The sequence below is a fragment of the Kitasatospora sp. GP30 genome, assembly GCF_029892145.1.
Classification (GTDB): domain Bacteria; phylum Actinomycetota; class Actinomycetes; order Streptomycetales; family Streptomycetaceae; genus Kitasatospora; species Kitasatospora acidiphila.
Genome location: NZ_JARZAH010000043.1, coordinates 13,639 through 26,927 on the forward strand (window position 1 = coordinate 13,639; position 13,289 = coordinate 26,927).

Annotated in this window: 10 protein-coding genes and 1 tRNA gene; 7 read left to right on the forward strand and 4 right to left on the reverse strand. The window is 74.7% G+C overall.

Going from position 1 to position 13,289, the window contains the following annotated elements:
* Positions 1–292: 292 nt before the first annotated feature.
* On the reverse strand, positions 293–2,500 hold the full coding sequence (locus P3T35_RS34580; protein WP_101380394.1) for an asparagine synthase-related protein: 2,208 nt from the start codon (positions 2,498–2,500) through the stop codon (positions 293–295).
* 868 nt (positions 2,501–3,368) lie between these two features.
* Here P3T35_RS34580 and P3T35_RS34585 point away from each other — a divergent pair.
* The 7 genes from P3T35_RS34585 (at position 3,369) to P3T35_RS34615 (ending at position 10,828) form a co-directional block, all read left to right on the forward strand.
* Positions 3,369–4,793, forward strand: a complete 1,425-nt coding sequence (locus P3T35_RS34585) for an MFS transporter (protein WP_101380395.1) — start codon at positions 3,369–3,371, stop codon at positions 4,791–4,793.
* A gap of 62 nt (positions 4,794–4,855) precedes the next feature.
* Positions 4,856–6,097 (forward strand): L-2-hydroxyglutarate oxidase, encoded by a 1,242-nt coding sequence (lhgO, locus tag P3T35_RS34590; protein ID WP_101380396.1) that lies wholly within the window; start codon positions 4,856–4,858, stop codon positions 6,095–6,097.
* Between the two features lie 47 nt (positions 6,098–6,144).
* Positions 6,145–7,005, forward strand: a complete 861-nt coding sequence (trmB, locus tag P3T35_RS34595; RefSeq protein ID WP_280709091.1) for a tRNA (guanosine(46)-N7)-methyltransferase TrmB — start codon at positions 6,145–6,147, stop codon at positions 7,003–7,005.
* Between the two features lie 69 nt (positions 7,006–7,074).
* Complete coding sequence (locus tag P3T35_RS34600) at positions 7,075–8,079, forward strand: PrsW family intramembrane metalloprotease (protein WP_101380397.1); 1,005 nt, start codon at positions 7,075–7,077, stop codon at positions 8,077–8,079.
* An 82-nt stretch (positions 8,080–8,161) separates the two neighbouring features.
* Positions 8,162–8,235 (forward strand) — tRNA-Met (locus tag P3T35_RS34605).
* Between the two features lie 187 nt (positions 8,236–8,422).
* Positions 8,423–9,247, forward strand: a complete 825-nt coding sequence (locus tag P3T35_RS34610; RefSeq protein WP_101380398.1) for a hypothetical protein — start codon at positions 8,423–8,425, stop codon at positions 9,245–9,247.
* A gap of 441 nt (positions 9,248–9,688) precedes the next feature.
* A complete protein-coding gene (locus P3T35_RS34615) occupies positions 9,689–10,828 on the forward strand; it encodes a hypothetical protein (RefSeq protein ID WP_143676800.1) in 1,140 nt (379 codons plus the stop codon).
* A 31-nt stretch (positions 10,829–10,859) separates the two neighbouring features.
* Here P3T35_RS34615 and P3T35_RS34620 read toward each other — a convergent pair whose 3' ends face one another.
* From P3T35_RS34620 to P3T35_RS34630, 3 genes are read right to left on the reverse strand one after another with little or no spacing between them, the layout of a single operon-like run.
* Positions 10,860–11,507: a TNT domain-containing protein gene (locus P3T35_RS34620; RefSeq protein WP_280709095.1), complete on the reverse strand. Its 648-nt coding sequence runs from the start codon at positions 11,505–11,507 to the stop codon at positions 10,860–10,862.
* A complete protein-coding gene (locus P3T35_RS34625) occupies positions 11,508–12,311 on the reverse strand; it encodes a hypothetical protein (protein ID WP_101380400.1) in 804 nt (267 codons plus the stop codon).
* A 12-nt stretch (positions 12,312–12,323) separates the two neighbouring features.
* A complete protein-coding gene (locus P3T35_RS34630; protein WP_101380401.1) occupies positions 12,324–13,268 on the reverse strand; it encodes a MerR family transcriptional regulator in 945 nt (314 codons plus the stop codon).
* Between the last annotated feature and the right edge of the window lie 21 nt (positions 13,269–13,289).

Genomic DNA, 13,289 nt, shown 5'->3' on the forward strand with positions numbered 1-13,289 from the left:
CTCCTCGGCTGACAGCGCATCACCCGTCATGATCGGCGAGCCGCCCGGCCCCGGGAAGCCGCCGCGCCGCCAACGCCGGGGCACCAGCGCTCGCGGTAACCGGAGGCACCCGCGCCACCGGTGCTCGCCAGGGCGTCGGCCCTCACCGCACCCGCAAGCCGCCACGCCGCCCGTGCCCGCCAGAGCGCCCGTGCCCGCCAGAGCACCAGTGCCGCCCGGCCCCGGGAAGCCGCCGCGCCGCCAACGCCGGAGCGCCGTGGCACCCGTCACCGCCGTGCCGCCCGCACCCCCGTCACCCCACCCGCACGCCCGCCAGCGCCCGCCGTTGCGGCACCGGGAGCCCGGTCCAGCAGGCGCCGCCCCGGCGGGCCTCGAAGCGCCGCAGCCACAGCTCCACCGCCACCAGGTCGGCCAGCCCGTCCAACGCGCCCGGCGGCACCTCGCCGTACGGGTCGGTGGCGGAGCCCAGCGCCCGCCGCACCGCGGGCAGGTCGATCAGCCCGGCCTCGGCGAGCAGCGGCGCCCGGAACAGGTCCGCCAGCCCGTCACCGGCCCGGCGCAGGCCGAGCCGGGCGGCGGCGGCCCGGTCGGGGCGCGGCGCCCGGCCCCAGTCGGGCGGCAGGTCGGCGCGGCCCGCCCCGGCGAGCACGGTGCGCAGCAGGGCGTGCCGGGCGCCGGGTTGCAGCCGCAGGTCGGCGGGGAGCAGCCGGGCGGCGCGGAGCACCCGGTTGTCGAAGAACGGCGCGTGCACCCGCTGCCCGTGCCGCTCGGCGACCTGCACCAGGGTGCGGTAGTTGCCCGCGTGGTGGTGGAGCGCCAGCTTGGCCCGGTGCGCGCCGGGGGCCAGCAGCGGCTCGGGCCCCCGGGCGGCGAGCCGCAGCCGCAGGGCGACGGCGGCGAGCGCGTCGTCGGAGAGCCAGCGGGCGGCGGGCCCCGGCACCACCCAGGCGAGGTCGGCGGCCGAGTGGGCGCCCATGGTGGGACGCACGCCGGGGCGCATCGGGCCGCGCCGGGCGGTCAGTTGGACGGCGGCGTCGTCCAGGGCTTCGGCCCAGCGGGCCCGGGCCAGCTTGCGGGCGGCCCGCAGCACCGTGACGGGGGTGCGCAGGGCGCCGCTCAGGGTGCCGGTGAGGGCCCGGTCCGCGCCGGCCAACGCGGCGACCGGGGGCAGCAGTTCGCGGGGGCGGCCGTCCCGGAGCAGGTCGGCCAGCCGGGCCGGGTGGCCGTCCAGCACCTGGCGGGCGCCGTGCCCGGTGAGGTGGTCGGTGCCGCCCGCGGTGAGCCGGGCGACGGCGGCGCCGCCGGTGACCAGGGCCCGCCCGGGGGCGTCGGTGAGCGGGCCGGCCAGCGGGTCGTCGGTCAGTTCGGCGTACGGGAGTTGACTCGGGTCGGTGGGGAGCACGGTGTGCCGCAGCCGGGGGCGCCCGGTGTCGTGCGGCGGCTCGGGGGCCGGGCGCGCCGACTCGTGCGAGGTGACGGCGGCGAGCAGTTCGGGGGCCGGCGGCTCCTCCTCCAGGGCCTCGTCGCGGACCCAGGAGCCCTTGGTGGCGCCGGTCCGGCGCAGCTGGGCCGGCACGGTGAGGGCCGGTGGGGCGGCGGCGGGCGCGGCGCTGATCGGCACGGCGGCGGCCAGCAGCGTGACGGCGGTGGCGGCGGTGCCGTAGGAGAGGTCGGCGCCGATCCGGGGGCGGTCGGCGGCGGGGCTGCCGGGGGCCTGGCGGACCCGGGAGCGGACCGCCTCCAGCAGGCTGCGGGTCAACTCCCGTACCGCCGCCGCCTCGCCGTCGGGTGACGGGCCGGTGCCGGCGGTGCCCTCGTCGTCGTAGCCGTTCACCTGCGGGCGGCCGCCGCGGATCGCCAGGGTGTGGCCGGGCGGGACCCGGTGCACGCCGGTGTAGGGGCTGCTGGTGCCGAGCGCCTCGGTGGATTCGGGGCAGGCGAGCGCGGCGGCCAGGTGGCCGGTGTCCACGCCGGCGCCGACCAGGTCGGCGAGCGGCAGCCCGGCGGTGGCGTAGGCGGTGCCGCCGCACCAGGGCGTGTGGAAGACGGGTTGCAGGCCGGCCAGGTCGGTGACCAGCAGGGTGGAGCGGGTGCCCAGGCGCAGCACGGCGATGTAGCTGCCGGCCCAGCCGGTGAGGTGGCGCACCGCGCCGCCGCGGGCGGCGGCCAGCCCGGCGGCCAACTCCTGGTCGCCGGCTCCGCAGTGACCGAGCACCAGCAGCCGGGCGGTGGCCTCGGTGTCGGCGCCGAGGTCGGCCGTGCCGGTGACCTGCTGCGGGGTTCGGTCGCCGGGCCGGTGCACGAACTGGCGGACCTCCTCGGGGCGCCAGTCGCCGACCGCCCACAGCGGGTCCGGGCCGGTCCACAGCGCGGTGGCGGCTATCGGGCGCACGGTGGCGAGGGCGGTCAGCGCCTCCTGCACGGTCTGGTCGAGCGGGCGCCGGGCGGCGGGCAGCCGGGCCTGCGACAGGCCGCCGCTCCATCCCGCAAGCCACCGCATCGTGCCTCCACCCAGGCCCCGTGGTCGTACCGGCCCGGTGCGGGCCATGGCACATCGTCCCACTGCGGGGTGGTCGGGCGCCGGGCCGGCCAGGTCGGGTGATTCCGGTGCCGGACGGGCGAATTCGGACACGTGATTGGGGTGCCGCGCGGCCCGGGGCTCCCCCTCCCTGCCCCGGACCGCGCGGCGCGGGCGGCGCTGCCGGGCTCCACCCGGTGTCTGGCCGTCCGAGCTCGGTGGTTGGGGGGCGGGCGCCGCGCGTCCGATTCGCGGCGCCCCGGCCGCGTACCGCTCCAATCGCGTCATGGCCATGACGAGATGGCTGAAAGTAGCGCAAAGCCCGGGAGGGCATCCGCATGCCCTCCCGAGCCTCGGCCACCACCCGCGGGGAACTGAGGCAGCGGCATCCCCCGGCCCGCCGGGTCCTCGACGGCGGGCCGACCCACTGCCCCCAAGCGAACTGCCGGGGCAGCCGTGGAACCAGGGGGCACAGGTGGGCGCACGTCAACACACGACCGGAGCACGGCCACACCCCTGACGTACCGTCAGTATGGGGCGACGCACCGTCAGCGAACCACCGCTCCCGCCGCCGCAGCCGCGTCAGCCCCGCGCCACCCCCGCACGCCAGGAGGTGCGCTCCCGGCGCGGCGCCCCGGGGCGCACGATCCCGCCATCCGGAATATCTCCTCTTAACCCTGGGAACGCGGCCGACTACGCTAGGTGCCACCGCATCGGGCCGCCGCGCGCACACCCACACGCCGCCGCGCACACCCAACAAGGGGGGCCGTCGCATGAGCGCGCGAAGCAAGCTCATCATCGAAGGGCGCGCGTGGGCCAATGCCCCCGCCGAGCTCTGCGAGGTGGGCGCATGAGCACCACCTCACGTGGACCGAACGAGCGGCTCGGCGCCCTGCTGACCCAGGCCCAGATAAGCAACGCCGGCCTGGCCCGCCGGGTCAACGACCTCGGCGCGCAACGCGGTCTGACGCTGCGCTACGACAAGACCTCGGTGGCCCGCTGGGTGAGCAAGGGCATGGTGCCGCAGGGCCCGGTGCCGCATCTGATCGCCACCGCGATCGGCGGCAAGCTGGGCCGCCCGGTGCCGCTGGAGGAGATCGGCCTGGGCGGCACCGACCCGGCCCCGGAGCTCGGCCTGGCCTTTCCGCGCGAGGTGGCCGACGCGGTCCGCTCCGCCACCGACCTGTGGCGGGTGGATCTGGAGCTGCGCCGCGGCGCGGGCGGCGGGCGCTGGAGCGACACGCTGGCCGGCACCTTCTCCGCCGCCGCGTACACCACCCCGGTCTCCCGCTGGCTGATCAGCCCGGCGGACAGCTCGGTGGCCCGCGGCGAGCTCGCCGGCCCGCGCCCCGGCGGCTTCCGCGTCGGCCAGGCGGATGCCGCCAAGCTGCGCGAGGCCGCCCAGGAGGCCCGCCGCTGGGACTCCAAGTACGGTGGCGGCGACTGGCGTTCGTCCATGGTCCCGGAGTGCCTGCGGCAGGAGGCCGCACCCCTGCTGCTGGCCTCCTACAGCGACGCGGTGGGGCGGGCGCTGTTCGGCGCCACCGCCGAACTCACCAGGCTGGCAGGCTGGATGGCCTTCGACACCGGCCAGCACGAGGCCGCCCAGCGCTACTACATCCAGGCCCTGCGGCTGGCCCGCGCCGCGGCCGATGTGCCGCTCGGCGGCTATGTGCTGGCCTCGATGAGCCTGCAGGCCGGCTACCGGGGCTTCGCCGAGGAGGCGGTGGACCTGGCCCAGGCGGCCCTGGAGCGCAACCGCGGCGTGGCCACCAACCGCACCATGAGCTTCTTCCACCTGGTGGAGGCCCGGGCCCAGGCGAAGGCCGCCAACGCGGCGGCGTGCGGCACGGCGCTCGCCGCCGCCGAGAGCGCACTGGAGCGCTCGCGCCCCGGCGACCCCGACCCGGCCTGGCTCGACTTCTACGCCTACGACCGGCTGGCCGCCGACGCCGCCGAGTGCTTCCGCGACCTCGGCATGCCCGCCAAGGTCCGCCAGTTCACCCTGGAGGCGCTGGCCCAGCCGACCGAGGGGTTCGTCCGCTCGCACGGCCTGCGGCTGGTGGTCTCCGCGATGGCCGAGGCCGAGGCCGGCAACCTGGACGCGGCGGTGGCCGCGGGCGAGCGGGCGGTCGAGGTGGCCGGCCGGATCTCCTCGCAGCGCAGCCGGGAGTACCTGTGGGAGCTGCTGCGCCTGCTGGAGCAGTTCCAGGGCGAGCAGCAGGTGCGCGAGCTCACCGAGCGCGCCCGTCTGATGCTGGCCACGCCCGTCTGAACACCCGTGCGAAACACCGACATTGGCTGACATGACGCCATCCGCCGTGACACCATCGCACGATGGCGGACGACTTCTACGACGTCCTGGTGGTGGGCGGCGGCATCGTGGGCCTCTCGACGGCCCGGGCCCTGCTGGCGCAGCGGCCCGAACTGCGGGTCGCGGTGGTGGAGAAGGAGCCGGAGCTCGCCGCGCACCAGACCGGGCGCAACAGCGGCGTGATCCACAGCGGCATCTACTACCGGCCCGGCTCGCTCAAGGCCCGGTTCGCGGTGGCCGGCGCCGCGGCGATGGTCCGGTTCTGCCAGGAGTACGGGCTGCCGCACGAGGTGACCGGCAAGGCGGTCGTGGCCACCGTGCCCGCCGAACTGCCCCGGCTCGCCGCGCTGGCCGAACGCGGCCGGGCCAACGGCCTGGAGGTGCTGGAGCTGCCGCCGGCCCGGCTGCGCGAGCGCGAACCGGCGGTCGCCGGGCTGCGGGCGCTCTGGGTGCCGTCCACCGGCATCTGCGACTTCGCCGAGGTGGCCCGCTGCTACGCCCGGCTGGCCGGCGAACGCGGCGCCGAACTGCTCACCGGCCGCGAGGTGCTGGACATCGAGCGGCGGGCCGACGCGGTGACGGTCCGCACCACCGGCGGCACCGAGCTGCGCTGCGCCGTGCTGGTCAACTGCGCGGGCCTGCAGAGCGACCGGATCGCCCGGCTGGCCGGTGACGAACCGGGCGTGCGGATCATCCCGTTCCGCGGCGAGTACTACGAACTGGTGCCGTACCGCCGCGGCCTGGTCCGCAACCTGGTCTACCCGGTGCCCGACCCGGCCTTCCCGTTCCTGGGTGTGCACCTGACCCGGGGCATCCACGGCGAGGTGCACATCGGCCCCAACGCGGTGCCCGCGCTGGCCCGTGAGGGCTACGACTGGGGCACGGTGCGGCTCGGCGACCTCGGCGAGACGCTGCGCTACCCGGGCAGTTGGCAGCTGGCCCGCCGGCACTGGCGCCAGGAGCTCGGCGAGCTGCACCGCTCGCTCAGCAAGGCCGCCTTCCTGCGGGCGGTGCGCCGGCTGCTGCCCTCGGTGGACTCCCCCGACCTGCTGCCGGCCGCGGCGGGCGTGCGGGCCCAGGCGGTCACGCCCGACGGCCGGCTGCTGGACGACTTCGCGTTCGCCGGCTTCGACCCCGCCGACCCGCGCTCCCCGCGCCGCACCGTGCACGTGCTCAACGCCCCGTCGCCCGCCGCCACCGCCTCGCTGCCGATCGGCGCCGAGGTGGCCCGGCGAGCCCTGGCCGCGCTCACCGCCGGTGGCTGATCCGGGCCCTGGCGATTCCAACGGGCCCCCGTAAACTCGACGGCATTGTGACTTCGACTGCCCCCTCCCCCCAGACCCCTCAGCTTGCCCCGGGCGCCGAGCTCCCCGGCCAGCGCCCCTCCGAGCGGCTCTCCGCGGCCCCGGCCGGCTACCCCGCGCCGATGTACCCGCACAAGGCCACCGAGGCCCAGCACCGCGAGCACCGGATCCGCACCTTCCAGCCGCGCCGCGGCCGGATGACCCAGGTGCAGGCCGGCGCGCTGGACAAGCACTGGGAGCGCTGGGGCGTCGCGATCGACGGCACCCCGCTGGACCTCCCCGAGCTGTTCGGCGGTCTGCCGGTCACCCTGGAGATCGGCTTCGGCATGGGCGAGACCACCGCCGCGATGGCCGCCGCCGACCCGGGCATGGGCATCCTGGCCGCCGACGTGCACACCCCCGGTCACGGCGCCCTGCTCAACCTGCTGGAGCAGAGCGGCTCGCAGAACGTCCGGCTGGCCGCCGGCGACGCGATCATCCTGATCCGCGACATGCTGCCGGACGCCTCGCTGGCCGGGCTGCGGGTCTACTTCGCGGACCCCTGGCCCAAGCCCAAGCACCACAAGCGCCGGCTGGTCCAGCACGGCTTCCTCGACCTGGTGCTGCCCCGGCTGGCCCCCGGCGCGCTGGTGCACTGCGCCACCGACTGGGAGCACTACGCCGAGCAGATGGCGGACGTGCTCTCGGCCCGCCCCGAGCTGGTCAACCTGCACCCGGAGGGCGACGGCTCGTCCTGGCTGGAGGACCGCGGGGACGGCACCGTACCCGGCTACGCGCCGCGGCCCGAGTGGCGCCCATTGACCAAGTTCGAGCGGGCCGGCCTGGCCAAGGGGCATGTGGTGCACGACCTGCTGTTCCGCAAGCGCTGACGCCGACCACCGCCACCGAACGTGCACAACCGCTGACGCGGCGCCGGATCGTCCCCTACCCTTTCGGGGATGAGCCGTTCGCACCGCGCCCGCCGCATCGCGAGCGCCGTGCCGCTCGTCACGCTGGCCGGCTGCGCGGTGCTGCTCGTCCGTCTGGTGCAGCGTCAGACCGGTACCACCGGGCTGCTGGTCGGGCTCGGGCTGGCGATCCTGCCGGTGCCGTTCGTGCTGTTCGTCCTCACCTGGCTCAACCAGAGCGCCCGGCTGCCGGGGCGGCGGCTGGCGCTCTGCCTGGCCTGGGGTTCCTGCGCGGCCACCACCATGGCGCTGTTCGCCAACGGCTGGGTCAGTGACTGGCTCACCACCACCGAGGGCAGTACGCGCGGGCAGCTGCTCGGCGCGCAGTTCGCCACTCCGGTGATCGAGGAGACCGCCAAGGGCCTGATACTGCTGGCCACCATGCTGCCGCTGCGCCGCCGCCGACCGGGGCTCAGGGCCGGGCCCTCCCCGCGGGCCCGGGTGCGGCTGCGGCACCGGGCGGTGGCCACCGGCCTGGTGCTCAGCGGGATCACCGCCTGCGGTTTCGCCTTCACCGAGAACGTGCTCTACCTGGGCCGGGCGTTCACCGACGACCAGCAGCAGCGGCTGGAGTCGATCGGCCTGGGCCTGAGTCCCTCGCTGCGCGACTACGACGGCACCGTGCAGACCTTCGTGCTGCGGGCGCTGCTGACCCCGTTCGCCCATCCGCTGCTCACCGCGCTGACCGGGCTCGGGCTGGCCGTCTCGCTGACCGCCGGCCGGCGCTGGCTGGCCCGGCTCGCCGCCCCCGCCGGCTGGCTGGCGGCGGTCGCCCTGCACAGCGGCTGGAACGCGGCGGCCGGCCTGGGCACCCACGGCTTCCTCGCCGTCTACACGCTGCTGATGATGCCCGCCTTCGCGGCGGTCGCCGCCCTGGCCGTGTGGGCGCGCAGCCGACCGCGCGGCCTGCCCCGCCGTGATCGGCCGGCGCCGCCCGTGGCACCCGCGCATCCCGCGCATCCCGCGCATCCCGCGCATCCTGTGCAGCCGACCTGAGCTGCTCGGATGCCCGGGTGAGGGGGCGCCGCGTAAGCGATTTCCCTTCTACGACGTCGTCGCGTACTGTTGTGTTCACCGACGCGGGGTGGAGCAGCTCGGTAGCTCGCTGGGCTCATAACCCAGAGGTCGCAGGTTCAAATCCTGTCCCCGCTACTCAGTAGCACGAAGGCCCGGTGGAGATTCTCCACCGGGCCTTCGGCGTTCCCGTGGCGAGTGGGCCGCAGGGCTGGAATTCAGGGGCCGGGCGGTGGAACCAAAACACTCTGATCTTGGTGATAGCTTCTCGTGAGCTTTCGCCCGGCACCGACCGGCCGGGTACGTCCCGCGAGAAGGACAGAACGTGCGAATCTCCCGTACCTTCGGGGTCACCCTTTCCTGCGCCGCGATAGCGCTGGCCGCCACCGCCTGCGGTTCGAGCGCCAAGAGTTCCAGCGCGGCGCCTGCGGCCAGCCCCGCTGCGCCCTCCGCGGCGAGCTCCGGCGCCGCCTCCAGCGCCCCCTCCGCCGACACGTCGGGCGGCCCGGACCTGTCGACGATGAGTGCTGACCAGATCCTCAAGGCGTCCGAGACCGCGCTGACCGGCGCCCAGGCCGTCAAGATCGACATGACGATCGCCGGCACCGGCGGCGAGCAGAAGGTCAAGCTGGCCACCGACAACCGCAGCGGCTGCACCGGCACCATCTCGATGCCCGGCAAGGGCTCGGCCGACGTGATCCAGGACAAGTCGAAGACCACCTACCTGAAGCCGGACGACACCTACTGGGCGTCGCTCGGCGGCGCCAAGGCCGTCGCGGCCCTCCACGGCAAGTGGGTCAGCGGGCCGGTCACCGACCCGACCGTCGCCGGCATGGTGGGCTTCTGCGACCTCAAGGCGCTCAGCTCCCAGATGGACGACGGCAGCGAGAAGCCCACCAAGGGCCAGGCCACCACGCTGAACGGCCAGCCGGCCCAGACACTGCAGGAGGTCGCGTCGGACGGCACCAAGTCCACCCTCTGGGTGTCCACCAAGGGCAAGCCGTACCCGCTGCAGGCCACCGGCGGCAACGGCACCGGCGGCACCGACAAGATCACGCTGACCGACTACGACGTGCCGGTCACCGTCACCGCCCCGCCGGCCGACCAGGTCATCGACGCCGCCAAGCTGAAGGCGCTCACCGGGCACTGAGGCGGGCGCCGAGCCGGGTGCTGAACGGGTCGCTGAACCGGCCCGGCAATCGGCTCCGATAATTCGTTGCCTCTGGCGGTGCCGTCTGCCTATCGTGGCGTCGAACACGGAAAGGAGGTGATCCTGAGTTGAGTACCACGATGACTGCGCTTCGCGCGTCTGACTCGCTCGGGCGCGCCTCCGTGGAGCTGTCGGCCTGATCAGCCGGCGCCCCGCGGATGGAACCGCGCAGAAGTTGTCGAGCCCCCGGACCCCCTCAAAACGAGGCCCGGGGGCTTCGGCATTTCCGGGGCACCTCTCCCGTCGTCTCCCCCTCCTCTTTCCGCTCGCCTTCCGGTCGTCGACGTTGCGTGCGTTCGCCGTTCGTCGTCGGCATGTCGGCGGCCCCCGGAGCGCTACAGTTCGCGTTCGGAGCGGACCGGATGCGACGGGGAGCGGGCGATGGCGGGGCTACAGGGGTTGCAGGCACTGCAGGGGTCGGCGGGTCGGCAGCAGGGACCGACCGGAGTGATACGGCGCTGGCAGGCCGTCGCCATCGGCACCCTGTTCGGGCTCGGCTTCCTCGGGCTGCTGCTCTACACCACCGGCGCGCCGCATCCGGTGAGCGCGCTCGGCGCCGGCGTGATGATCGCCTGCGCCACCACCGTGGCCGGCGCCCTGGTCGGCTTCCTGTTCGGCATTCCGCATGTGCTCGGCGGCGGTACCGGCGCACCGAACGCCGCGGGTTCGACGACTTCGACGAGTACGGCCAACTCCGCACCGCTGAGCGGGCAGTACATCGCCAACACCAACCTGGAGCAGGTCTCCGACTGGCTGACCAAGCTGCTGCTCGGTGTCGGCCTGTCCCAGCTCGGCAGCATCTGGCAAGGCGCCCGCCAGCTCGGCCGGGCGCTCTCCCCCGCGCTCGGCGGCCGCACCGACGCCACCCCGTTCGCGGCCGCCCTGGTGCTCTACTTCGTGATCCTCGGCTTCCTCGGCGGCTGGCTGGCCACCCGGCTGCTGCTGGCCGGCGCGCTGACCCGGGCCGACGGCGCCGCGCTGCACCTGTTCACCAGCGCCCAGGAGCAGTTGAAGGAGGGCAACGAGGTCGGCGCCGAGGACCTGCGGGTGCAGGCGATGGGCCGGCTCGGCAAGTTCGCCCACCAGGCCGGCCAGCCCGGCCCCGCGCAGCGGGCCGCGTCGGTGAGCCAGGTGGCCGAGGTGCGGGCCGGGGCCAAGCGCTCCCCGGCCACCCCGGACGAGGTGCGCGGTCTGTTCGCCTCCGACGACGAGGGCCTGCGGCTGCAGGCGCTGGCGCTGACCCAGGGCAACGCCGCGCTGGGCGACTTCGAGAGCGTGTTGGAGTACATCGAGCATCCGCGCAGCGCGTTCGAGCACTACAACGCGCTGCTCGCCGCCCGGGGCATGCTGAGCCGGCTCGGCCGGGACCAGCGGATGCGGCTGCGGACGGCCGTCATCAACCAACTGCTGGCCCCGGACGGCATTCCGGACGCCTCCGACCGCCGCTGGATCGCCGAGCGGATCCTGGCCAAGCTGGACGCCATCGGCCATGTCCCGGCGGCGCGTCCGTCCGGGGTGTGAACCTGATCGCCGATCAAGACCTGATCGATGATCAGATCAGGCGCTGCAGATAGCCGTTGGTGATCAGCCAGCCGACGTTGATCTTCGCCGGGGCGCCGGGCACCAGGGTCGCGTCGAGCTGGTACTGCCAGCCGTAGCCGGGCTGGTTGAACCAGGGCGCGATCGGACCGGCGTGCACGGCGAACGGCTTGAGCACCTTGTAGTCGTGGTAGTTGCAGCCGGCCGCCGGGCTGCCGTCCAGGCTCTGCGGCGGGATCGAACGCATCGCGTAGGGGAGGCCCTCCGGCGCCAGGAAGGAGCCGTACTCGGAGCCGAACCGGTCGATGTCCTGACCGACTGGAAGGGTCTGGTCGAACTCCACCGGCTGGTTGTTGACCACGACGTAGCCGTCGGCGGGCGGGTACTTCCAGCTGCCGGACGCAGAGTCGTAGTACTGCTGCAGGAAGGACTGGTCACTCGCGCCGCCGGTGCGGTTGTAGCCGGACATCTCCTGGCCGACCGGGCCGGTGCTGGGCAGCTGCGCCGGGCCGAGCCGGGCATCCCCGTCGTAGAAGTCGGCCGAGCACTGGTCGGACGGCAGACTGCCGGCGTGCGCGGCCGGGGCGGTCACGGTGAGCAGGGCGGCACCCGCGATCACGGCGGTGAGCAGGCTGCTGGTCTTGGTCAGAGTGATGGTCACTCAACGCACGGTAGCGGGAGAGGATGCTTCTGTTCCGGATTTCCCCGCACTTGGCCGGATTCTGCCGCCATTCCTCTGACCCTCCCTCTGCTTCTGATAATGCGTCAGTCTCATTGACCAGCGCCGCCGTCCGTCCCCCGGCTCGCGGGCGGTACGCAACTCGCTGTGCACGCCGCGCTCCCCGAGTGCCCGGCGCAGCTGCGCGAGGTGCGGGCAGCGGTGGCCGGCGCCGTCGTGCAGCGGGTGCACCAGCACCTCGCCGTCGGCCGCGGTGACCCGGACCAGCTCCAGCAATGCCTCGAACTGCTCGTCGGGGCCGAACCGTTCGGGGTAGGCGAAGAGCAGGTAGGAGCTGAGGGTCAGCGCGAAGCTGCCATCTGCGAAGGGCAGTTCGGGCAGGCGGGCGGCCAGGTAGCTCCCGGGGTGGGCGGCCCGGTCGGCGGCGAACAGCGCCCGGGCCCGGTCCCAGCTGCGCAGGTACTTGTCATACGGGCGGTGGCGGGGCGCCGGATGGTGGGCCGGGTCGGCCGGCATCGCGGCCGCCATGGCCTGCCGGGACCGCTCCGCCGCCGCCAGCAGCTCCGCCGTCGGCCGTGCGTACGCCGGATCGGCGGCCACCACCCGGCACCCGAGCGCCCGCGCCTCCGCCACCAGGCCCGAGGCCCCGCCCGGGCAGTCGAGCACCGGCCCGGGCAGCGCGCTCAGCCGGGCCCGGCTGAGCCCGAAGAACACGCAGTACTCGTCCAGCGGACGGGAGGTGATCAGCACACCGCCCAGCCGACCACGGCCGGTGACGCCCCGCATCCCGGGACCCGCCTACGCCGTCGGCGCCGCCCGCAGCGCCGCCGCCAGCCAGGCCATCACCGGCGCCAGGCTCTCCGGGACCGGCCAGCCGTTGACGATCGAGAGCAGCTGCCAGTAGCGCTCGGTCCGGGGGTCGCCCGCCACGTCCAGCCGCCGCAGCAGCCAGTGCCGCAGCTCGGTGTCGTCCGGCCGGGCGAAGACCTGGGCGTACTGGGCGGTCAGCGAGTCCAGCACCGCGGCACCGGCCGGGGAGTCCGGCGCCAGGCCGTCGGTCAGCGCGCGGCCGACCTGCTCGCGCACCGCCTGGGTGAGCTCGTGGTGCAGCCCGGTGGTGTCACCGGCCGCGCGCTCCGCCGCCTGGTACTCGGCCATCCGCCGCACCGCCGCGCGGAAGTCGGGGTCCTGGGCGAGCTCCCCGAGCTCGACCCAGGCCTCCACCTGTTCCACGGTCGGCTCCTCGGGCAGCTCGGGCATCGCCGCCCGCATCATCGCCACCAGCGCCGGGTTGGCGTCCAGACCGGCGAACACCTCCTCCACGAAATCGCTGATGATGCTTCGCCGTTCGGCATCGGACAACTGGGCAAGCCGGTGCATCAGATCCGTCTCCTCAACTGAGGCCCCGCGCTTGGCCACCGCGCGCAACACCGCGAGCCGCTGCCGCAACATGCCGAGCTGCGCCTCGATCGCACGCGCGTGCAGCTCGGCCACCTCGGGCAGCGTGGTCTCCCGGTCCAGGATCCGGCGGATCGTCGGCAGGTCGATCCCCAAGTCCCGCAGAGTGCGGACGAGATCCAACCGGGCCGCCGCATCCTCGTCATAGCGCCGGTAGCCGCTGGGGCTCCTATCGGTCGGCGGCACGATCCCCTCGTCGGCGTAGAACCGGATGGTTCGTACGGCCAGCCCGGTACGCCGGGCCAGCTCACCGATGGAGTAGCGGGTGGTGTCGCCGTTGGACATGGCAGCAGCTTGCCGGTTCCA

Excerpts from the sequence above, each read along its gene's own strand:
- P3T35_RS34580 (WP_101380394.1), bottom strand. The coding sequence starts at position 2,500 with ATGCGGTGGCTTGCGGGATGGAGCGGCGGCCTGTCGCAGGCCCGGCTG.
- P3T35_RS34585 (WP_101380395.1), top strand. The coding sequence starts at position 3,369 with ATGAGCACCACCTCACGTGGACCGAACGAGCGGCTCGGCGCCCTGCTG.
- lhgO (WP_101380396.1), top strand. The coding sequence starts at position 4,856 with ATGGCGGACGACTTCTACGACGTCCTGGTGGTGGGCGGCGGCATCGTG.
- P3T35_RS34600 (WP_101380397.1), top strand. The coding sequence starts at position 7,075 with ATGAGCCGTTCGCACCGCGCCCGCCGCATCGCGAGCGCCGTGCCGCTC.
- P3T35_RS34615 (WP_143676800.1), top strand. The coding sequence starts at position 9,689 with ATGGCGGGGCTACAGGGGTTGCAGGCACTGCAGGGGTCGGCGGGTCGG.
- P3T35_RS34625 (WP_101380400.1), bottom strand. The coding sequence starts at position 12,311 with ATGCGGGGCGTCACCGGCCGTGGTCGGCTGGGCGGTGTGCTGATCACC.
- P3T35_RS34630 (WP_101380401.1), bottom strand. The coding sequence starts at position 13,268 with ATGTCCAACGGCGACACCACCCGCTACTCCATCGGTGAGCTGGCCCGG.